Annotated in this window: 20 protein-coding genes and 1 riboswitch; of the genes, 2 read left to right on the top strand and 18 right to left on the bottom strand. The window is 72.5% G+C overall.

The window, feature by feature from the left end; translation table 11 throughout:
- Window positions 1–3 precede the first annotated feature (3 nt).
- From atpH to PAI11_RS26250, 6 genes are read right to left on the bottom strand one after another with little or no spacing between them, the layout of a single operon-like run.
- Entirely contained in the window at window positions 4–534 is a 531-nt protein-coding gene (atpH, locus tag PAI11_RS08925; protein WP_007573312.1) for an ATP synthase F1 subunit delta, read from the bottom strand.
- Between the two features lie 4 nt (window positions 535–538).
- A complete protein-coding gene (gene atpF / locus PAI11_RS08920) occupies window positions 539–1,123 on the bottom strand; it encodes a F0F1 ATP synthase subunit B (protein WP_007573310.1) in 585 nt (194 codons plus the stop codon).
- A 43-nt stretch (window positions 1,124–1,166) separates the two neighbouring features.
- Entirely contained in the window at window positions 1,167–1,442 is a 276-nt protein-coding gene (gene atpE, locus PAI11_RS08915) for an ATP synthase F0 subunit C (protein WP_007573308.1), read from the bottom strand.
- A 22-nt stretch (window positions 1,443–1,464) separates the two neighbouring features.
- Window positions 1,465–2,355 (bottom strand): F0F1 ATP synthase subunit A, encoded by an 891-nt coding sequence (gene atpB, locus PAI11_RS08910; protein ID WP_007573306.1) that lies wholly within the window; start codon window positions 2,353–2,355, stop codon window positions 1,465–1,467.
- On the bottom strand, window positions 2,352–2,750 hold the full coding sequence (locus PAI11_RS08905; RefSeq protein WP_040599412.1) for a hypothetical protein: 399 nt from the start codon (window positions 2,748–2,750) through the stop codon (window positions 2,352–2,354). The genes atpB and PAI11_RS08905 overlap by 4 nt, the downstream gene beginning before the upstream one ends.
- 13 nt (window positions 2,751–2,763) lie before the next feature.
- Window positions 2,764–2,958, bottom strand: coding sequence for a hypothetical protein (locus PAI11_RS26250; protein WP_138974188.1), 195 nt, complete (start codon window positions 2,956–2,958; stop codon window positions 2,764–2,766).
- Between the two features lie 414 nt (window positions 2,959–3,372).
- On the opposite strand from PAI11_RS26250, the gene PAI11_RS08900 reads away from it, so the two are divergent.
- Window positions 3,373–4,662: a cation:proton antiporter gene (locus PAI11_RS08900; protein ID WP_007573299.1), complete on the top strand. Its 1,290-nt coding sequence runs from the start codon at window positions 3,373–3,375 to the stop codon at window positions 4,660–4,662.
- A 289-nt stretch (window positions 4,663–4,951) separates the two neighbouring features.
- On the opposite strand, the gene PAI11_RS08895 is transcribed toward PAI11_RS08900, so the two are convergent.
- Complete coding sequence (locus tag PAI11_RS08895; RefSeq protein WP_040599410.1) at window positions 4,952–6,739, bottom strand: potassium/proton antiporter; 1,788 nt, start codon at window positions 6,737–6,739, stop codon at window positions 4,952–4,954.
- A 76-nt stretch (window positions 6,740–6,815) separates the two neighbouring features.
- On the opposite strand from PAI11_RS08895, the gene PAI11_RS08890 reads away from it, so the two are divergent.
- Complete coding sequence (locus tag PAI11_RS08890; RefSeq protein ID WP_007573295.1) at window positions 6,816–7,448, top strand: TetR/AcrR family transcriptional regulator; 633 nt, start codon at window positions 6,816–6,818, stop codon at window positions 7,446–7,448.
- Window positions 7,449–7,457: 9 nt separating this feature from the next.
- Here PAI11_RS08890 and PAI11_RS08885 read toward each other — a convergent pair whose 3' ends face one another.
- From PAI11_RS08885 to PAI11_RS08835, 11 genes are all read right to left on the bottom strand, one after another.
- Window positions 7,458–8,723 carry an MraY family glycosyltransferase gene (locus PAI11_RS08885; protein WP_007573293.1) on the bottom strand — a complete coding sequence of 422 codons (1,266 nt, stop codon included), beginning with the start codon at window positions 8,721–8,723 and terminating at the stop codon, window positions 7,458–7,460.
- Between the two features lie 76 nt (window positions 8,724–8,799).
- The gene (gene glyA, locus PAI11_RS08880; protein ID WP_007573291.1) at window positions 8,800–10,083 is read right to left on the bottom strand and encodes a serine hydroxymethyltransferase; all 1,284 of its coding nucleotides are present in this window, start codon (window positions 10,081–10,083) and stop codon (window positions 8,800–8,802) included.
- A gap of 22 nt (window positions 10,084–10,105) precedes the next feature.
- A riboswitch (ZMP/ZTP riboswitch) is annotated at window positions 10,106–10,189 on the bottom strand.
- A gap of 106 nt (window positions 10,190–10,295) precedes the next feature.
- Window positions 10,296–10,763: a ribose 5-phosphate isomerase B gene (gene rpiB, locus PAI11_RS08875; protein WP_007573289.1), complete on the bottom strand. Its 468-nt coding sequence runs from the start codon at window positions 10,761–10,763 to the stop codon at window positions 10,296–10,298.
- A 121-nt stretch (window positions 10,764–10,884) separates the two neighbouring features.
- Entirely contained in the window at window positions 10,885–12,432 is a 1,548-nt protein-coding gene (gene prmC / locus PAI11_RS26995) for a peptide chain release factor N(5)-glutamine methyltransferase (protein ID WP_007573287.1), read from the bottom strand.
- 11 nt (window positions 12,433–12,443) lie between these two features.
- Window positions 12,444–13,499 (bottom strand): peptide chain release factor 1, encoded by a 1,056-nt coding sequence (gene prfA / locus PAI11_RS08865; RefSeq protein WP_007573285.1) that lies wholly within the window; start codon window positions 13,497–13,499, stop codon window positions 12,444–12,446.
- A gap of 240 nt (window positions 13,500–13,739) precedes the next feature.
- Window positions 13,740–14,783 carry a DUF1385 domain-containing protein gene (locus PAI11_RS08860; RefSeq protein ID WP_007573283.1) on the bottom strand — a complete coding sequence of 348 codons (1,044 nt, stop codon included), beginning with the start codon at window positions 14,781–14,783 and terminating at the stop codon, window positions 13,740–13,742.
- A 27-nt stretch (window positions 14,784–14,810) separates the two neighbouring features.
- Entirely contained in the window at window positions 14,811–15,077 is a 267-nt protein-coding gene (locus PAI11_RS08855) for a type B 50S ribosomal protein L31 (protein WP_007573281.1), read from the bottom strand.
- 74 nt (window positions 15,078–15,151) lie between these two features.
- Window positions 15,152–15,976, bottom strand: a complete 825-nt coding sequence (locus PAI11_RS08850) for a hypothetical protein (protein ID WP_007573279.1) — start codon at window positions 15,974–15,976, stop codon at window positions 15,152–15,154.
- Window positions 15,977–16,127: 151 nt separating this feature from the next.
- Window positions 16,128–17,855: an electron transfer flavoprotein-ubiquinone oxidoreductase gene (locus PAI11_RS08845; protein WP_007573277.1), complete on the bottom strand. Its 1,728-nt coding sequence runs from the start codon at window positions 17,853–17,855 to the stop codon at window positions 16,128–16,130.
- Window positions 17,856–17,860: 5 nt separating this feature from the next.
- Complete coding sequence (locus tag PAI11_RS08840; RefSeq protein WP_007573276.1) at window positions 17,861–18,832, bottom strand: electron transfer flavoprotein subunit alpha/FixB family protein; 972 nt, start codon at window positions 18,830–18,832, stop codon at window positions 17,861–17,863.
- A 2-nt stretch (window positions 18,833–18,834) separates the two neighbouring features.
- Window positions 18,835–19,629, bottom strand: coding sequence for an electron transfer flavoprotein subunit beta/FixA family protein (locus PAI11_RS08835; RefSeq protein ID WP_007573275.1), 795 nt, complete (start codon window positions 19,627–19,629; stop codon window positions 18,835–18,837).
- Between the last annotated feature and the right edge of the window lie 238 nt (window positions 19,630–19,867).

Genomic DNA, 19,867 nt, shown 5'->3' with positions numbered 1-19,867 from the left:
CGCTCAGCCGGCCGCGACCTGGCGGCGGAGCGACTCGAGGCGGTTGCGGATGGAGGCGTCGAGGATCTGGTTGCCGACGCGCAACGTCAGGCCGCCCACGAGGTCGGGATCGACCGCGGTGGTCAGCTCGATCGTGCGCCCGGTACGGCGACCGATCTCGTCGCCGATCCGCTGGGCGGCGGCCGCGTCGAGCGACACGGCGCTGGTGATCTGCACCGGCAGCAGCTTGCGCTCCTCGCGCCAGAGCGCGTCGAACGAGCGCCGCAGCCGCGAGAGCGCGGGCAGCCGGTGGTTCTCGACGAGGACGTCGAGCAGGTTGACGACGATCGGCTCGGCGTCCGTGATCACCTTGCCCAGCGCCTCGCGCTTCTCCTTCGTACCGAAGTACGGCGAGAAGAAGAACACACGCAGGTCGCGCGACTCGGTGAACGCGTCGTCGATCTGGCCGAGCTGCTCGGCGACCGCGTCGAGGTTGCCCTTCTCACGGGCGACCTCGAACAGCGAGCGGGCGTAGACGCGGGCGATCTCCTCCATCGGACTACCTGCCGCCCTCGGTGGAGAGCTTCGAGAAGTCGATCTCGCCCAGCGCGTCGTCGAGCAGGCGGTTCTGCTCGTCGGCGGTCAGGGTCTTGCGCGTGACCTTGGCGGTCGCGTCGACGATCAGCGAAGCGACGTCGCTGCGCAGCTCGCCGACGACCCGACGGGCCTCCGCCTCGCTGTCGCGCTTGGCCTGGTCGAGGATCTCCTCGCGCTGCTTCTTGGCCGCGTCCTTGGACTCGGACTCGTGCAGGTCGGCGGAGCGCCGCGCGCGGGAGATGATCTCCTCGCTCTCGGCACGGGCCTTCTGCAGCTGCTCGCGGTACTCCGCGGCCAGCTCCTCGGCCTCCTTGCGACCACGCTCGGCGGCGTCGATCGACTCGGTGATCTTGCGCTGGCGCTCGTCGAGCGCCTCGGCGATCTTCGGGAAGGCGAACTTGCCCAGCAGGAACATCGCGATAGCGAAGACCAGGAGGGTCCACACCATCAGGCCGATGCCCGGCTGGACGAGGAAGCTTCCCCCCGAGTCCTCGCTGCCGCTGTCGGCGGACGCAAGGATCGTCGGGATGGTGGCGATGACGCTCATCGGCTCCTCAGACGGTCGGGGTGGTCACGGACGCGGTCATTCCCTACAGGAAGAACGCGAGCAGGCCGGCCACGAGGCCGTAGAACACGCACGCCTCGGTCAGCGCGAATCCGAGCCACTGGATGCCGGTGAGCTCGTTGCGGAGCTCCGGCTGGCGGGCGACGGACTCGATCATCTTGCCGAAGATGTAGCCGATGCCGACGCCAGCGCCGGCGGCACCAAGACCGCCACCGAGGCCGAGGGCGATCGCCTTGCCGGCGTCAGAACCTGCGCCGGCCACATCGGCCTGAGCGAGCTGCGTGATGATGGAGAGGTCCACGAGTTGACTCCTTCTGGGTCTCTCAGTGCTCCTCGGCGACTGCGGTGCCGAGGTAGATGGCGGTAAGGGTGGCGAAGATGAATGCCTGCAGGGTGGCGACCAGCCCGACCTCGAAGAGGAAGAGCACGACGCCCATCGGCAGGGTGATGACACCGAGCGCCTCGATCCCCAGCAGGACCACCAGCGCACCACCCATGAAGAGGATGATCAGGTGGCCCGCCAGGATGTTGGCGAAGAGACGCACGGAGAGCGACATCAGTCGCATCACGTTGGAGAAGAACTCCAGCACGAAGATGAAGCCGGCCATCGGGCCATGGACCCCCTGCGGGATCAGGCTCTTGAGGTAGCCGACGACGCCCTTGGCGCGGATCCCCTCGACGTTGTAGGAGATCCACACGACCAGGGCCAGGACGAGCGGGATCGAGAGGTTCGCGGTCGCCGCGTAGAGGGCGAAGCTCGGGATCTGCATCCCGAAGAGGTCGAACTTCTCGTGCGTGTTGGTCGGCAGCGGGATGTAGCCGATCATGTTCGAGAACCAGATGAACAGGAAGATCGTCCCGATGAACGGGAACCACTTCGCGGCCATCTTGTCGTCCATGTTCCCGCGCGTGATGTTGTCCCGCATCAGCGAGTAGAGCAGCTCGACGAGCGTCTGCACGCGGTTCGGGCGCGCCTGCATCCGGTTGGCGATCCAGACCATCGTGCCGACGGTCAGCGCCCCCGCGATGACGACATACATCACGGCCTTGTTGATCGAGAAGACCCCGAGGCTGATCCAGTCGTCGAGCTTGAACTCGTTCTGGGGCTGGAACGCCTTGTTGTCGTCGCGGGTCCAGCCGAAGATCACCGCGACCGCGACGATCAGGACGACATAGATCGCAAGACCGGTGAAGACCTTGGCGCGGGTGCTCATGAGTGCGCGGACCCTCCGGGGTGCGTGTGCTTCGCGCCGGCGGCCGGGTCGGAGCCGGCGCGGCTGAGGAGCGAGAGGACGAGGTAGACGGTGAAGGCGGCCAAGACGGTGAGAGCGGCTGCTGCACCGTGATCGTCGCCGATCCCGACGCCGGCGGCGATGACCCCCAGGGTCACGAGCCAGGCGCGGACGAGCAGCGCCCCGACGTTGAGCTTGACCGCAGTCCGGACGTCGTCGGAGGCCTGGGCCTTGCGGACGACCGCCTCGGCGATCCCGCGCTGGGCGACCCAGACGCCGGCGCCGATCAGGCAGCCGCCGGCGGGCGCGCCGAGCAGCAGCGCGACCGGCAGGGTCAACAGCACGAGTACGGCGTCGAGGAAGCGCAGAACGGGCATCGCAGGCTTCAGCTCAGAGATCCCGGAAGCGCACGACGACCGCAGCCACCCCGGCGACCAGCCCGACGAGCACGCCGACCACGAGCGCGGGCCCCATCGCATCCAGCAGCGATCCGACCAGCACGCCCAGCAGCACGCCGAGCACCAGGCCGGACAGGACGAGCATCCCCGCTGTCGCGGGGCTCGGCTGTGGGCCGGAAGGGCTCATCGTTGGTCGGAGGACCGAATGCGAACGGAGAGGTCGACATCGTCGTGGTGCGGCGATGCGGCGAACCCTGTGTGACCAGGGTCCACGGCGGCGGCCGCCACGATAACGGACCGAGCGCGCGCACGCCATGCGGTAGGGGTCCCGATCCCCAGTGATGACCGAGGATCGTGCGCCCCGGCACCAGCGCATGTGCGACCCGTCGCAAGCGCTCGTACCCGACGGCACCAACGTGGCGCGTTGCCGCTGGCCGCCCGTGCATCCGCCAACCGAGTTGGCGGAATGTTCGATCGCGCTCGCGACGGCGGCCGCGTAAGGTCGTTCGTCCTCCGCCGGCGCCGCTTTCGACGACGTCGGCGTTCGCATTCCCGCCGCCCCCGGTCGCAGCTCGCCCCGGGCGGATCGGTCCCCGTTCCCGTGTCGCTGCCTGCCCTCCCCCTCGCCGCCGCCTCGCCGACGACCGCGGTCCTGCTCGACCTCTTCGTGCTGCTGCTGGCGGCGAAGATCGGCGACGAGCTGTTCAAGCGGCTCGGCCAGCCGAGCCTGATCGGCGAGATCCTGGCCGGCGTGATCGTCGGGCCATCGGTCCTCGGGCTCGTCCACCCGCAGGGGACGATCGAGGTCTTCGCCGAGCTCGGCGTGATCTTCCTGCTCTTCTGGGTCGGGCTCGAGACGCGGCTGTCGGATCTGCGCGCGGTCGGCACCAGCGCGATCACGGTCGGCGTGCTCGGGGTCGTGCTGCCGTTCGCCGCCGGCAGCGTGCTGGGAGCCGCGCTCGGCGAGGGCACCGCGACGTCGATGTTCCTCGGCGCGGCGCTGGTCGCGACGTCGGTCGGGATCACGTCGGCGGTGCTCGTCGACCTGGGCCTGCTGAGCCGGCGGGTCTCGCGCGTGATCCTCGGGGCCGCGATCGTCGACGACATCCTGGCGATGGTGCTGCTGGCCGTCGCGACCGGGATCGCCGAGCAGGGCAGCGTCGACGTCGGCGGGATCGCGGTCGTGCTGGTGGTGACGACGGCCTTCCTCGGCTTCGTCGCGCTCGGCGGCACGCAGCTGCTGGCGCGGGTCCCCGACCTGCTCGAGCGGCCGCGGTTCGCCGAGTCGCCGCTGATGCCGGCGGTGCTGCTCTGCCTGGGCCTGGCCGCGATCGCGGCCGAGATCGGGCTGGCGGCGATCATCGGCGCGTTCCTGGCCGGGATGGCGGTCGCCGAGACCAAGGACCACAACGACGTCGAGGAGGAGATCGCCCCGCTCTACGCGTTCTTCCCGCCGTTCTTCTTCGCCGCGATCGGCCTGCAGGTCGATCCGGGGGCGTTCGCCGACGGCGACGTGCTGGCGCTGCTGGCGGCCGTGACCGTGCTGGCGATCGTGACCAAGTTCGCCGGCGCCTGGCTCGGCGCGCGCCTGACGATGCGCCCGCGCCCGCGCGAGGCGGCGTTCGTCGGCGTCGGGATGATCCCCCGCGGCGAGGTCGGGATCATCGTCGCCAGCCTCGGGGCCTCGGCCGGCGTCATCGACGGCGACCAGTTCACCGTCGTGGTCGGGATGTCGATCCTGACCACGCTGCTGGTCCCGCCGCTGCTGCGGCGCCTGACGCCGGAGCCGGACGGGGACCCCGGCGACGACGAGGGCGGAGGCGACGAGCGCTCCGGAGGCGCCCCAGCGGGTCGCGAGCCGGACGGCCTGCCGGCGGCGGCCGCCGGCTGAGCGGCGGGTCGCTGGCGCGGCGCCTGGGCCGGTGGTGGCCGCGAATCGTCGTCTCATCGACCCGCCGAACCCGAGACGACGATCGTGCGTCCCTGGCACGTCATGTCGCCTTCTCGCCCCACTGCCCTGACCGAGACGACGATCAAGCGGGTCATTCACGGCTGAGGCGCGCTCGACCCCTCCAAGGCCGAACCGCCCGCAGCCGCCGCCGGCCCCCAACGCCCCGCCGAGCCGCTCCGCTCCCGCCCGAGCACCCCCACGAGGCGGCAGCGGCCCCAATGCCCCGTGCTCACGCCGCGCAGGCGCCGATGACCTCCTGCCACCAGCCCGCCTCGGCGTCGTCGCCGGCGCGGTCGAGCCGGCGACGGGCCTGCTGCTGGACCGCCTGGCGGGAGCCGACCAGGACGACGGTGCCGGAGACGGCGTAGCGGCCGTCGGCGAGCACGACCAGCGCCCCGGGCCGGTCGCGCCGCAGTCGCAGCCGCTCGACGATCTCGATCCCGCCGACGGTCGCCGGCTCGCCCTGGTCGCCGTCGCGCGCGTCCCAAGGGCCGGTCCGGAAGATCGGCGCGATCGCGATGTAGCGCCGGGCGGGGCGGATGGCGGGACCGACCGGGCCGGCCCGCCAGCGCTCGACCAGGTCGGGCAGCTGGCCGGCGACCTCGCGGCGGGCCAGCACGTGCAGCCGGTCGCCGGTCTCCAGCCGCGTCGACCCGCGGGGCAGCAGCGCCTCGTCGCCGCGGACGAGCACGCTGACGAGCGCGTCGCGCGGCAGGTCCAGCTCCTTGACCCGGGCGCCGACCATCGCGTCCCCCTCGCCGACGCGGACCTCGACCACCTCCGCCCCCAGCTGGCGGATCGTCGAGACCTCGACCAGCGGGTGGTCGATCGCCGGCCGCGTGGTCGTGACCTTCAGCCGCGCCGCGAGCGCCTCGAAGGTCACGCCCTGCAGGACGGTCGTCAGCAGCACCACGAAGAAGACGATCGAGAGGAACTCCCCCGCCCGCGGCACGCCGGCGATCACCGGGAAGGTCGCGAAGACGATCGGCACCGCGCCGCGCAGCCCCGCCCACGAGAGCGCCAGCCGCTCGTTGCGGGCGAAGCCCTGCGGCCCGAGCAGCACCAGCACCGCCAGCGGCCGGCCGAGCAGCAGCAGCGCCGCCGTGATCACCAGCGCCTCGGCCCAGACCTCGCCGAGCGCGTGAGGCGAGACGAGCAGGCCGAGCGCGAGGAACATCCCCAGCTGCGCGACCCAGGCGATCCCGTCGTGGAAGGCGGTGATCGCGCGCTTGCCGTGGATCGGGAACGAGCCCAGGATCAGGCCGGCGATGTAGGCCGACAGCAGCCCCGAGCCGTGCAGGTTGGTGGCGACCGCGTAGGCGAGGATCGCCGTCGCCAGCGACGCGACCGGGTAGAGCCCCTCGCTGGCGAGCTTCGCGCGCTGGAACGCCTGGACGGCGAGCAGGCCGATCACCGTCCCGACGACCGCGTCGATCGCCAGCTCGCCGACCATCGTGCCGACGATGTCGAGGACGCCGTAGCCGTCCTTGGTCTGCAGGTTGACCAGCCCGATCACGAGCAGCGCGGTGACCGGGTCGTTCATGCCCGCCTCGCCCTCGAGCGTGCGGGCCAGCCGGCGGCGCAGGGTCGAGCCGCGCAGCAGCGCGAAGATCGCCGCGCCGTCGGTCGAGGCGACGATCGCGCCCAGCAGCAGCCCCTCCTCGAACGAGACGTCGAGCGCGAGGTAGGTGACGGTGCCGACCACGGCGGTCGTGATCAGGACGCCGGCGGTCGCCATCGAGATCACCGGCCCCAGCACCGGCCGGATCTCCTTGAAGCCTGCCGCCAGGCCGCCCTCGAAGAGGATCAGGACCAGCGAGACGAGCCCGATGTCGCGGATCAGCTCGGCGTCGCGCTCGTGGACGACGCCGGCGCCGTCGGGCCCGGCGAGCATCCCCAGCAGCAGGAAGACGACGAGCGCGGGTACTCGTAGGCGTCCGGCGAAGAGTGAGGCGGACAGCCCCGCGACGAGCAGGGCGCCGGCGAGCAGCAGCAGCTCGTCGAGCACCTTGAGCATCCTAACCGGTGGTCCGGCGCGCGCTGCCCGGACGGCCGACCGCCGCCGCGTCGCGCCCGGCCGATACGCTCGCAGCGTGCCACCGTCCCCACGCCGCGCCGAGACGACGAGCAAGCGTGCTCAGGTCCAGGAGGACGTCCTCCGCGCGATGGAGGACCTGCTCGGCGAGGGCGAGACCTACGCCGACCTCAACGTCGAACGGCTGGCCGGACGGGCCGGGATCTCGCGGACCGCGTTCTACTTCTACTTCCGCGACAAGCGCGAGGTGCTCGAGCGGTTGACGAGCACGGTCGCCGAGCAGCTCTACATCGCCGCCGACGCCTGGTTCTCCGGTCAGGGCGTCCGCAGCGACGTACTGCGCAGCGCGATCGCCGAGATCGCCGAGATCTTCCTCCAGCACGGGTCGCTGCTGCGGGCGATCGTCGAGGTCTCGACCTACGAGCGCGACGTCTCAGACCACTGGCGGGCCCTGATCGGGCGCTTCATCGACGCGACCGAGCGCCGGATCCTGAGCGAGCAGGAGGCCGGCAACGCGCCCGCCTTCCCAGCCCGCTCGACGGCGTTCGCGCTCGTCTGGGGCGTCGAGCGGACCCTCTACCAGCAGATCGCCCGCGAGTCCGAGTTCTCGATGGACGGGATCGTCGAGGCGCTCGCCGGCGCCTGGCTGCGGACGATCTACGGGCGGCCGGACGCGATCCTCGAGGCCTAGCGGCCCGCCTCAGGTGCGGGGGCCGACCGTCGGCTGCTCGTCGGTCGGAGGGCCGGGCGGTGCCCCGTCGACCGCGAGGTGCTCGCCGGTGATCGCGTCGATCTCGCCGGTTTGGAGGGCCCGGGTGACGTCGTCGTCGATGTCCTGCTCGCTGACGTCCGGGCGCAGATGCCGCAGCCGGAGGGCGTCGAGACGGCGCAGCTTGACGATCTCCAGCAGGTAGACCAGGTAGACGCTGAAGGCCAGGACCAGCAGCACGATCACCACGATCACCGAGGTCCAGAGCGGGTCGTAGTGGTCGCGGTCGTCGTTGTAGGGGACGAACCGCAGCGCGATCGCGACCCCGGCGAGGGCTGCGGCCCAGGCGTACAGGTAGAGCACGACCCGCCGCTGGCTGAAGCCCAGGCGGCTGAGGCGGTGGTGGAAGTGGTTCTGGTCGGCGCCGTAGATCGGCTGCCGCGCCTTCAGCCGCTTGAGCACCACGAAGGTCGTGTCCAGGAACGGCACCGCGAGCACCATCAGCGGCACGACCAGGGCCAGCACCGCGCCGGTCTTGACCGTCCCCTCGACCGCGACCGCCGCCAGCAGGAAGCCGAGCAGGTTGGCGCCGGTGTCGCCCATGAAGACCCGGGCCGGGTGGAAGTTGTGGACCAGGAAGCCGAGCGCGGCGCCGCAGGTGGCCCCGGCCAGCAGGCTGGCGTGCTCCTTCTGCAGGTCCCAGGCGACGATCCCGAGCGCGATCGCCGCGATCGCGCAGACGCCGGCCGCCAGCCCGTCGACGCCGTCGGAGAGGTTGACGACGTTCATGATCGCCACGAAGCCGAGGATCGTCAGCGGCACCCCGAAGCTGCCGAAGTCGACGGCGCCGATGAACGGCAGCGTGATGTTGCCGACCTCGACCCCCTGCGAGACCGGGATCCAGGCGGCGGCGGCCTGGCCGGCCAGCTTGGCCAGCGGGTGCAGGTCGAAGCGGTCGTCGAGGACCCCGACGACCGTGATCGCCAGCCCGCCGAGCAGGATGTGGTGGAGGTTGTCGACCCGCCCGTCCCAGGTCGGCGAGGACGGCAGGTCGCCGATGCTGAGCAGGACCGCGACGGCGACCCCGGCGGCGATCGCCAGGCCGCCGAGCAGCGGCGTGCCGCCCAGCGCCACGCCGCGGCCGCGGGGCCGGTCGACGGCCCCGGCCAGCCGGGCCAGGCGCGCGACCAGCGGCGTCACCGCCGCGGCCACGGAGAAGGCGACCAGCAGCGCCACGAAGGGATCGCGCCAGGTCATCGGCTGTAGAGCCTAGAGGGGGCTCCGGCCGCTCGGCGGCGCGCCGCGGCCGGACCGCGGCGCTCGCCGATCGCGCTCAGCCGAGGTTGGCGTAGAGCGGGAACCGCTGGGCGACCGCGGAGACCCGGGCGGCGAGCGCGTCGCGCTGCGCGGCGAACCCGGCCTCGTCGGCGGCCAGCGCGGCGCCGATCACGCCGCCGACGTCGCGGAAGTCGTCGATCCCGAGGCCACGGGTGGCCAGCGCCGGGGTCCCGACCCGCAGGCCGCTGGTGACCATCGGCGGGCGCGGGTCGAACGGCACCGCGTTGCGGTTGACGGTGATCCCGACCTCGTGCAGGCGGTCCTCGGCCTGCTGGCCGTCGAGCGCCGTCTCGCGCAGGTCGACGAGCACCAGGTGGACGTCGGTGCCGCCGGTCAGGACGTTGATGCCGCTGCCGGCCGCGAGCAGCTGCTCGGCGATCACGCGCGCGCCGTCGATCGTGCGCTGCTGGCGCTCCTTGAACGCGTCGCTGGCGGCGATCCTCAGCGCCACGGCCTTGGCCGCGATCACGTGCTCCAGCGGGCCGCCCTGCTGGCCGGGGAAGACCGCCGAGTTGATCTTCTTCGCGTGCTCCTCCTTGCAGAGGATGATCCCCGACCGCGGGCCGCCGAGCGTCTTGTGGACGGTGGTCGAGACGACGTCGGCGTAGGGCACCGGCGAGGGGTGCAGGCCGGCGGCGACGAGCCCGGCGAAGTGGGCCATGTCGACGAACAGCAGCGCGCCGACCTCGTCGGCGATCTCGCGGAAGCGCGGGAAGTCGAGCTGGCGGGGGTAGGCCGACCAGCCGGCGACGATCATCTTCGGGCGCGTCTCGCGGGCCAGCCGCGCGACCTCGTCCATGTCGATCCGCGAGCTCTGCTTGTCGACCTCGTAGGCGACGATGTCGTAGAGCCGCCCCGAGACGTTGAGCTTCATCCCGTGGCTGAGGTGGCCGCCGTGGGCCAGCGACAGGCCCATGATCCGGTCGCCCGGCTGCAACAGCGCGTGGTAGACGGCGTTGTTGGCCTGCGCGCCGGCGTGCGGCTGGACGTTGGCGTGGTCGGCGCCGAAGAGCGCCTTGGCGCGGTCGATCGCCAGCTGCTCGATCACGTCGACGTGCTCGCAGCCGCCGTAGTAGCGCTTGCCCGGGTAGCCCTCGGCGTACTTGTTCGTCAGCACGCTGCCCTGGCACTCGAGCACGGCCTGCGGGACGAAGTTCTCCGAGGCGATCATCTCCAGCGTGTCCTGCTGGCGAGCCAGCTCGCGGCCGATCGCGTCGGCGACCTCGGGGTCGACGGCGGACAGCGGGGCGTTGAAGAAGTCGGCGGGCAGATCGGACACGGGCGTCTCCTCGGGAGTGGGTGGCGGGTGCCCAGGCGCGCGGCGGTGCTCGGTGTCGCTCCCCGGTGGTCGGTTCCACCCTCTGGCGCCAGTCGCGACGGGAGCGATGCTAGCGAGGCGGCGGGCCGGTCCGCCAGCTTCTCCGGTCGCGACCGCTCCGCCGGCGGCCCGCGCCCGCCGGTCGTCCCGGGTGGCGCCTCGCCGTGGGCGCGTCAGGCGGTGGCGGGCGGGGTTCCCGGTCCCCCGCGCTCGACGTCGGCGATCTCGTCGATCCGGCGCTCGTGGCGACCGCCCTCGAAGCCGGTGGCCAGGAATGCCTCGACGATCGGTCCGGCGGCCTCGGGCGTGATCCGGGCCTGCGAGAGCCCGAGGACGTTGATCCCGTTGTGCAGGCGGGCCATCGACGCCTCCTCGGCGTCGTGGGCGTTGACCGCGCGGATCCCGTCGATCTTGTTGGCGGTGATCGTCACGCCGTTGCCGGAGCCGCAGACCACGACGGCCCGCTCGGCCTCGCCGGCGGCGACCGCGCGTGCGGCGGCGGCGGCGTACGACGGGTAGTCGGTCGACTCGGCCGAGGTCGTGCCGACGTCGGTGACCTGGTGGCCGCCGGCGTCGAGCGTGGCCTTGACGTGCTCCTTGAGCGCGAAGCCGGCGTGGTCCGAGGCGACGACGATCCGCATGGCGGGATCGTACGACGCGGCAGGGCGGGAAGGCCGGCCGGCCGCGGCTGTCGCCGCGTGGCGGATCGGCCTCGCCGTCGCGGATCCGATCCGCCACGCGAGCCGCGGGCGGGCCCCGGGCTCAGCCGACGCCGGCCAGCCGCTCGGCGACGACGGCCGTCGGGACCACGCCCTCGCGGACGATCCGCCAGGAGCCGCCGTCGGCCAGGCCGCGCAGGTCGACGATCGTCGACGCCGTGCCGGGACGCGGCCCGCGGTCGACGACCAGCCGGCAGCGGTCGAGGATCGCGGCCGGCACCGCGTCGAGCGACGCCGGGTCCGGTCCGCCGGCGAGGTTGGCGCTGGTCTGGGCGATCGGCGGCGCGTCGACCGCGGCCGCCAGCAGCGGCACCCGGACGCCGATCGTGGTCGGGTCGCCGCCCGTCGCGGGCGCGAAGCACCGCCGCGGGTTGGGCACCAGCAGGCCGACCGGCCCCGGCAGCAGCGCCTCGATCGCCTTCTCCACCGCCCCCGGCAGCGGGCCGAGGTCGGCCAGCGCCGCCTGGACCGACCACCACATCACGGCGTTCGGCTTCGCCGGATCGCGCCGCTTCAGGTCGGCCAGCCGCCGCACCGCGTCGAGGTCGTCGGGGTCGACGGCGAGCCCGTAGACCGTGTCGGCCGGGAAGCAGGCGATCCCGCCGGCGGCGGTCGTCGCGGTCAGGCGGGCGACCGTCGCGGGATCGAGCGGCAGCGGCGGGCTCGGGTCCGCCGAGCCCGTCCGTGCCACCACCACCCGGCCGATCCCGGCCAGGTCGTCGCGGATCTCGGTCTCGGCGAAGCCGGCGTCGCGGGCCAGCGCGGCGACCGCCGGGGCCTGCCCGGCACCGACCTCGATCGCGGTCAGCGCCGCTCCGGCGGCGACCGCGGCGGGCAGCAGCCGGCGGATCACGTCGAGCCCGTCCTCGCCCGCGAACAGCGCACCCGCCGGGTCGTGGTCGCGGACCTCGGGCGGCAGCCGGGCGCGGTCGCCGTCGGGGATGTAGGGCGGGTTCGACAGGACCGCCAGCAGCCGCTCGCCGTCGGCGTTCGTCGCGGGCGAGCCCGCCGCCGCGCCCGCGGCGTCCTCGCCGCCGGTCGGTGCTCCCGCCAGCAGGTCGCCGTGGTGCAGCTCGATCGTCAGGCCCAGCCGCGCCGCGTTCGCCGCCGCGACGGCCAGCGCCTCGGCCGAGCGGTCGCTGGCGTGGATCCGCAGGTCGGGCCGCTCGTCGGCCAGCGCCAGCGCGATCGCGCCACTGCCGGTGCCGACGTCGACGACCGTCGCGCCGGCCGGCAGCGCGAGCCCGACCTCGACCAGCAGCTCGGTCTCCGGTCTCGGGACCAGCACCCGCCGGTCGACCTGCAGGTCGAGGTAGCGGAACCCGCGCACGCCGAGCAGATGGGCGACCGGCTCGCGGGCCTCGGCGCGGCGGCGCTCCAGCTCGGCCAGCGCCAGCGCCTCGTCGTCGCTCAGCGGCCGCTCGGGCGACAGGAACAGCCGGGCCCGGTCGGCGCCGATCGCGTGCGCGACCAGCAGCTCGGCGTCGAGTCGGGGGCTGTCGATCCCGACCGCGGCGAACCGCGCGGCGAGCCGCCGGACCGCGGCGCCGACGCGCTCGCCCGCGGCCTGCCCCTCGTCGCCGGCGCTCATCGCGCGGCCGCTCAGGCCCCGGCGTCGGCGGCCTGCAGCTCCAGCAGCCGGCGCTTCTCGTCGGCCTGGAGCGCGGCGGTGAACTCGTCCAACTCGCCCTCGAGGATCGCCTCGAGCGAGTAGAGCGTGACCTTCACCCGGTGGTCGGTGACCCGTCGCTCGCCGTAGTTGTAGGTCCGGATCTTCTCGGCCCGGTCGCCGCTGCCGACCTGCGCGCTGCGAGCGGCCGCCTGCTCGGCGCGCTGCTCGGCGACCGCGTGCTCGTAGAGCCGGGCGCGCAGCACGCGCAGCGCCTTCTCGCGGTTCTGCAGCTGCGACTTCTCGTCCTGCATCGAGACCACGACGCCGGACGGCTTGTGCGTGATCCGGACCGCCGAGTCGGTGGTGTTGACCGACTGGCCGCCGGGGCCGGACGAGCGGTAGACGTCGATCTGGAGGTCGTTCTGGTCGATGTGGATGTCGACGTCCTCGGCCTCGGGCAGCACGGCGACGGTGCAGGTCGAGGTGTGGATCCGGCCCTGCGACTCGGTCGCCGGCACGCGCTGGACGCGGTGGGTCCCGGCCTCCCACTTGAAGACCGAGTAGGCGCCGTCGCCGCTGATCGCGAAGGTGTACTTGCCGTCGGAGACCTGCAGCGGCTCGGCCTTGAAGCCACGGCGCTCGGCGTACTTGGTGAGCATCCGGTAGACGTCGCCGGCCCAGAGCCCGGCCTCCTCGCCGCCGGCGCCGCCCTGGATCTCGACGATCACGTCGCGGTCGTCGTAGGGGTCCGGATCGACCATCGCCAGGCGGATCTCCTCCTCCACCTCGGCGATCTGCTCGCGGGCGGCCTCGAGCATCTCGCGGACCTCGGGGTCCTCGCCCTCGGCCAGCAGCTCGCGGGCGCCGGCCGCGTCGTCGGTGGCGTGGCGCCATGCCTTGGCCAGCTTGACCGCGTCCTGCATCCGGCGGTACTCGCGACCGACCTCGGCGTAGCGATGCCGATCGCCGATCACCTCGGGGTCGACGATCTGCCGCTCCAGCTCGGCGAACCGGGCCTCGATCTGATCCACGAGCGCTTCGATCACAGCGACCGATGGTATTCGGGGGCCGGTCGCTCGGGGCCGCGGGTCAGGCGACCCGGAGCAGCGGGGTCGGCACCCGCCGTGGCGTCATCTGGCCCGGGCGCCGACCAGGTGGCGTCATCTGACGTCGCTCAGCGCCGCGAAATGACACCGCCTCGGCCGGCAGCGGCGAACTGACACCACCTCGCTGCGCCATCCCGGCACGGGTGGATGTGAGGCGTCCACGGACGCCTCACGCCACCGCTAGGCCGCCACCTCGATGCCGACCAGGTCCCGCCCCCGCGCCGCCCGCGGGTCCTCGCGGTCGAGGACCGCCTGCAGCGCCGCGATCGCGACGGCCAGCTGGTCGTGGTCCGGCGGCTTCGTGGTCAGGCGCTGCAGCTGCAGGCCGGGCCACATCAGCCTGGCCACGATCGGGTTGCCGCGGTGGCGGCCGGCAAACTTGATCGCCTCGAAGGAGAGGCCGATGATCAGCGGGATCCCGAGGATCCGGGTGGCGAACAGCCAGTACCACTCCGGCAGGCCGACCGGGGCGAAGACGAAGATCGCCACGATCATCACGATCAGCATGAAGCTGGTTCCGCAGCGCGGGTGCAGGCGGCTGAAGCGGTCGGCGTTCTCGGGCGTCAGCGGCAGCCCGGCCTCGTAGCAGGCGATCGTCTTGTGCTCGGCGCCGTGGTACTCGAAGACCCGCCGCAGGTCGGCCAATCGCGTGACGAGGACCAGGTAGCCGATGAAGATCGCGGTCCGGACGACGCCCTCGACCATCCAGAACAGCCAGCCCGAGCCGAGCTGGTCCTTGATCAGGCTGGTCAGGCCGACCGGGGCCAGGAAGAACAGGCCGACGGCCAGCCCGAGCCCGCCGAGGACGGCGATGATCCAGCTGCCGGCGCCGATCTCGGGCTCGTCCTCGCCGCTCTGGGCGTTGGCCGCCAGGCGCAGCGCGCGGAAGCCGATCCGCAGCGACTCGACCAGCGCCACGACGCCGCGCAGGACCGGGGTCCGCAGCAGCCTGCGCCGCGCGAGGACCGACCGGAACGGGAAGGTCTCGACCTGGATCTCGCCCTCGGCCGCGACGCCGGCGGGCATCGCGCCGTCGACCAGCTGCTCGGGCAGCGGCTTGCGGACCGCCACCGCCCAGGTCTTGACGCCGCGCATCATCACGCCCTCGATGACGGCCTGGCCGCCGACGGGCGCGTCCTGCTGCGCGGCGTAGGAGGTGTCCGATGCCCGTCCGGCGGCGGCGTTCTGGTCGAACGGCGCCCGCGAGGACGAGCTGGTGGCCACGAGCGTCCTCCGCCGGGGCCGGGAGGGCTAGGAGCCCGCGGCCTCGGCCTTCTTGGCCGCGGCGGCGCGGCGGCGGAAGCGCTCGACGCGACCGGCGGTGTCGACGATCTTCTGCTTGCCCGTGTAGAACGGGTGCGAGGCCGACGAGATCTCGACATCGACCACCGGGTAGGTCGTGCCGTCCAGCTCGATGGTGTTGTTGCTCTTCAGCGTCGAGCGGGTCAGGTACGTCACGCCCGCAGAGACATCGCGGAAGACCACGGGCGCGTACTCGGGATGGATCTCGGTCTTCATCGTCGAAGCAGGGTATCAAGGGTCCGCCGACGGCCTCGGTCAGGTGTCCACGGGCCGCGGACGGCCGATCGCGATCAGGTGGCGGCCTGGCAGGGGACGCTGCGGACGTTGTTGGCCTCGTCGCGCTCGTCGATCAGGCCCTCGGGGTCGAGCACGACCTGCAGCCGCCTGTCGGCGGCGCAGCGGCGACCGGCCACCAGCAGGACGTCGTCGGCCAGCGCCGGCGCGTAGGTCGTGCTGGTCAGGACGACGTCGCCCTGGCGGATCTCGAGCGTCACCGCACGATCGCCCAGAGCGGGGATCCCGAGCGCGGTCACCGGCACCCGGTAGACCACCTGGTTGGCCGCGGTGCCCGGGGTCCAGAGGATCGGCGCCGTGCCGATGCCGACGTCCGGCCGCACGTCCGCGACCGTGCACGAGCGGCTGGTGTCGACGCCGCCACGGACCTCGCCGCCGCCGACCCAGCGGGAGCGCACGAGCAGGCGGTAGCGGAAGCCGGGGCGCAGCCCCTGCACCGAGATCTTGCGGACGAGCCGGGTGCTGCCGGCGCGGGCCGCCTCGAAGACGCCGAGCCCGGCGGGCGAGCGGGCGCCCTTGAGGGTCGCCCATCGGCCGCCGACGGCGGGGCGCTCCTGCAGGCGGACCGAGAAGCCGAACGTGGTCGCCGGACGCCGGAGCGCCCGCATCGTGACGGTGAAGGTCGCGGCCCGCGCCTGCGCGTCGGTCGCCGACGTTGTGCAGGCGTTGCGGGCGATCCGCACCGTCTTGGCCGGCAGCGGCTTGGTGCCGTCCGCGACGGCGGCGGTCGGCGGCGCGAGGCCGCCGACGAGCGCCAGCGCGCCGGCGACGATCGGCAGCGGACGCGAGCGGGCGGAGGGAGACGAGCGAACCGGGGGCATGCGGAGGGGACGAGCGGCAACCGGATGATGACCGACCGCGCTCCCCCTCAACAACCGGCGAGGGGCGCGCAAGTTGCGCGCCCCTCGGGTCGATCGAACGTCGGTCCAGCGAGCGCCGCGGCGGCCGGCTGGCCAGCCGGCCGCGAGGCGGTCAGACGACCTGGTAGGCCGGGCCGTCGCCGCCCTCGGGCGGGGTCAGCCGCCCGCCGCGGGCGGTGATCGCGCCGCACTGCACGCAGTTGGTGTAGTTGACGGTCACGTCGACGTAGCCCTCCTTGGGCTGGTCGTCCTCGATCTCGTAGACCCCGGCCGGGCACATCCACTTCCACGCCTCGGCCACCTGGCGCGGGACGCGCTTCTCGATCCGGATGTGGTTCGGCGCGTCGTCGCGAGTCGCGTTGCCGGTGATGAACACCGAGCTCAGCTTGTCGAAGTAGTACTTGCCGTCCGGCTGCGGGTAGAGGTCGCTGATCGGCTTGTCCGGGACGGCGACCGCGACCTCCTTGTCGAGGTGCAGGGTCGGCTTGCCGGGCGGCAGCTTGCCCTTGGTCACGAAGTCGAGGCCCGACAGCGCGGCTCCGACGGTCAGGCCGTGGGAGTCGAGCAGGCCGCGGTTGGACTGGACCTCGCGCAGCGTCTTGCCGACGAGCGAGTCCTCGATCGCCCGCTCGTAGCCGGAGAAGTCGTTCGAGCCGGCCTTCAGCTGCTGGTAGATCTGCTCGCCGGCGATCTTGCCGGCGGCGATCGCCAGGTGGACGCCCTTCAGGCGCGCCATGTCGACCATGCCCGCGCCCTCGCCGACGATCACCGCGCCGGGGACCGTCAGCTTCGGCTGCGAGAGCAGGCCGCCGGCCTGGATCGCCTTCGCGCCCCAGGCGACGCGCTCGCCGCCCTCCAGCACGTCCTTGACGTACGGGTGCGACTTGAAGGTCTGCAGCAGGTCGTGGACCGAGACGGTCGCGTCCGGCGTGTGCAGCGGCACGACGTAGCCGATCGAGACCTGGTCCTCCCCCATCGGGTAGATCCAGCCGCCACCGGCCATCGCGTCCTTCTTGCGCGGGCTCGCCGGCCAGCCGAAGGTGTGGACCACCTTGCCGAACGGCTTCTTGACCTTCCAGACCTCCTTGGCGCCGATCTCCCAGGTCGGGGGCTGCTTGCCCTCGGCCAGGTTGAAGCGCTTGACGGCGGTGCCGGTCAGGTGGCCCCAGTTGCCCTCGGCGAGGACGGTCGCCTTGGCGTGGACCTCCATCCCGGGCTCGAAGGTCCCGAGCTCCTCGCCCTCCTTGCCGCGGCCCTTGTCGCCGGTGACGATGCCGACGACCTGCTCGCCGTCGACGAGCAGCTTCTGGGCGGCGGTCTCGGTCAGGACGTAGGCCCCGGCCTCCTCCGCCTGGTCGGCCATCCAACGGCAGAGCTGGGAGATCGAGATCACCCAGTTGCCCTTGTTGGCGAAGTTCGGGGGCGTCGGCTTCAGCGTCAGCGACTTCTTGTCGTTGCGCAGCCAGACGCCGGCGTCGTCCTCGACCTCGGTGTAGACGGCCGGGTTGGCCTTCGGGTCGAAGTCCGGGAACAGCTCCTTCAGGGGCCCCGGCTTCATCACCGAGCCGGACAGGTTGTGCGCGCCGCAGACCTTGCCCTTCTCGACGATCGCGACGGGGACCTCCCCGAGCTGCTCGAGCAGCTCGGGGTCCTCGGCCAGCAGCTGCAGCAGCCGGTTGGCCGCGGCGAGGCCACCGGGGCCGCCACCGACGATGGCGACGCCGACCTCGATCCGCTCGTCCTCGCCCGCCTCCGGCGCGGCGACGAACTCCGCCACCGCGTCGACCGGGGGCGGGAACTGTGCGGGCGCGATCGCGCCGTTCTTCGCAGTGGCGGCCATGGTCCTCAGCCCTTCTTCGCCTTGATCGCCTCGGTCAGCGCCGGGGTGATCGTGTGGAGGTCGCCGACGACGCCGAGATCCGCGAACTCGAAGATCGGCGCGTTGGAGTCCTTGTTGATCGCGACGATGTTCTCGGCGCTCTGCATGCCGACCTTGTGCTGGATCGCGCCGGACACGCCCAGGCCGAGGTACAGCTTCGGCGCGACGGTCTTGCCCGTCTGGCCGATCTGCCCGGCGTAGGGGTACCAGCCGGCGTCGACCGCGGCACGGGTGGCGGCGACGGCGCTGTTGCCGCCGAACGCCTTGGCCAGGTCGTCGGCGAGCGAGAAGTTCTCGGGCTTGCCGAGACCGCGACCGCCGGTGATCAGGACGTTGGCGTCCTCGATGTTGACGTCGGCGCCGCGCTGCTCGCCGCGCGTGACGACCGAGACCTTGCCCGAGGCGTCCGACAGGCTGACGGCGACGTCCTCGACCGCGACCGGGGAGCCGGACTCGACGACCTCGAACGCGTTGAGGCGGCCGACGACCACGCCGAAGCCCTTGAACTTGATCTCGGAGATCGAGCTGTCGCCGAGGATCGGGCGCTCAGCGACCAGCTGGCCGCCGTCGACCCGCAGGCCGGTGATCTCGACCGCGATGCCGCCGCCGCGACGGGCGGCGAGGCCGGCGCCGGCCTCGAAGCCGAGCAGGCCGCCACCGAAGATCGCGTAGCCGTAGTCGCCGGCCGAGGCGATCGTGTCGAGCGCGTCGACGACCGGCTGGGCGACGCCCGCCGGGGCGTTCACGCGCAGCGCCTTGGCGGCGCCGTACTTGCCGACCGAGCCCGCGACGTCGTCGCTGATGTCCTCGCCGACCAGGGCGACGTGGACCTCGCCGCCGAGCTCGGCGGCGAGCTTCGACGCCGTCGAGATGGCGCCGAGCGAGTTCTTGTTGATCGCGCCCTCGTGGTGGAGCGCGTAGACCAGGATGTTGCTCATGCTCAGATCAGCTTCCTCTCGTCGAGCCAGTTGACGATCTTCTCGACGGTGGCCGCCGTGTCGTCGTCCTCGATGATCTCGCCGGCGGACTTCGCCGGCGGCTGCTTGGCGGACTGCCAGACGGCCTGCGAGCCCTCCGCGCCGACCTTCGAGGCGTCGATGCCGGCGTCGGCGACCGTCAGCTTCTCCAGCGGCTTCTTCTTCGCGCCCATGATCGCCTTCAGCGACGGGTAGCGCGGCTCGTTGATCGCGTCGCCGACCGAGATCACGGCCGGCAGCGTCACCTTGACGGTGTCGTAGCCGTACTCGGCCTGGCGCTCGCAGGTCAGCTCGGTGCCCGAGACGTCGAGCTTGATGACCTGGGTCAGGCCCGGCCATCCGAGGTTCTCGGCCACGACCGCGCCGACGGCGTAGGACTGACCGTCATCGGACTGCTGGCCCAGCAGGACCAGGTCGGGGTTCTCCCGCTTCACCAGCTCGGCCAGGGCGTAGCCGGTGGCGACCACGTCGGAGCCGGCGACCGCGTCGTCGGCGAGGTGGATCGAGCGGTCCGCACCCAGCGAGACGGCCTTGTGCAGGGCCTTCTCCGCGCCGGCGGGACCGACGGTGATCGCGACGACCTCGTCGACGGGCAGCGCGCCGCTCTCCTTGAGCTGCAGCGCGGCCTCGATCGCGTGGGTGTCGAACGGGTTCAAGGTCTTCTCGCCGCTGCGGTCCAGGCGACCGGTCGAACTGTCGACCTGCTTGTGGACGGCGGCGTCCGGGACCTCTTTCACCAAGACGACGATCTTTGTCACTTGAGAGCCTCCTTCGGGGGCAAACGGGCGTTCGGCAGTGTAGCGCGGTTGACTGACGAGTCAGTCGGCGGTCGCGTTGGTTGCGACCGCGGGTAGGTTCTAGTGAGCGGGCGGCGCGAGCGGCCGCCCGACCCGGGTTCAGGCGCGTTCGCGGGTGGCGACGCCCTCCCGGATGAAGTCGATGATGCGCGAGGTCGGCGTGCCCGGGGTGAAGACCTCGGCCACCCCCCGCTCCTTC

The organism is Patulibacter medicamentivorans (assembly GCF_000240225.1).
Classification (GTDB): Bacteria; Actinomycetota; Thermoleophilia; order Solirubrobacterales; family Solirubrobacteraceae; genus Patulibacter; species Patulibacter medicamentivorans.
Note: the sequence above shows the minus strand (reverse complement) of the source record. Positions and strands in the feature narration are given on the sequence as shown.

Bases quoted from the DNA above. Each gene is read 5' to 3' on its own strand.
- PAI11_RS08840 (WP_007573276.1), bottom strand. From the start codon at position 18,832: ATGAGCAACATCCTGGTCTACGCGCTCCACCACGAGGGCGCGATCAAC.
- PAI11_RS26250 (WP_138974188.1), bottom strand. From the start codon at position 2,958: ATGAGCCCTTCCGGCCCACAGCCGAGCCCCGCGACAGCGGGGATGCTC.
- atpH (WP_007573312.1), bottom strand. From the start codon at position 534: ATGGAGGAGATCGCCCGCGTCTACGCCCGCTCGCTGTTCGAGGTCGCC.
- PAI11_RS08895 (WP_040599410.1), bottom strand. From the start codon at position 6,739: ATGCTCAAGGTGCTCGACGAGCTGCTGCTGCTCGCCGGCGCCCTGCTC.
- PAI11_RS08845 (WP_007573277.1), bottom strand. From the start codon at position 17,855: ATGGCCGCCACTGCGAAGAACGGCGCGATCGCGCCCGCACAGTTCCCG.
- prmC (WP_007573287.1), bottom strand. From the start codon at position 12,432: ATGAGCGCCGGCGACGAGGGGCAGGCCGCGGGCGAGCGCGTCGGCGCC.
- PAI11_RS08850 (WP_007573279.1), bottom strand. From the start codon at position 15,976: ATGCCCCCGGTTCGCTCGTCTCCCTCCGCCCGCTCGCGTCCGCTGCCG.
- PAI11_RS08905 (WP_040599412.1), bottom strand. From the start codon at position 2,750: ATGCCCGTTCTGCGCTTCCTCGACGCCGTACTCGTGCTGTTGACCCTG.
- PAI11_RS08885 (WP_007573293.1), bottom strand. From the start codon at position 8,723: ATGACCTGGCGCGATCCCTTCGTGGCGCTGCTGGTCGCCTTCTCCGTG.
- atpB (WP_007573306.1), bottom strand. From the start codon at position 2,355: ATGAGCACCCGCGCCAAGGTCTTCACCGGTCTTGCGATCTATGTCGTC.
- atpF (WP_007573310.1), bottom strand. From the start codon at position 1,123: ATGAGCGTCATCGCCACCATCCCGACGATCCTTGCGTCCGCCGACAGC.
- rpiB (WP_007573289.1), bottom strand. From the start codon at position 10,763: ATGCGGATCGTCGTCGCCTCGGACCACGCCGGCTTCGCGCTCAAGGAG.
- PAI11_RS08855 (WP_007573281.1), bottom strand. From the start codon at position 15,077: ATGAAGACCGAGATCCATCCCGAGTACGCGCCCGTGGTCTTCCGCGAT.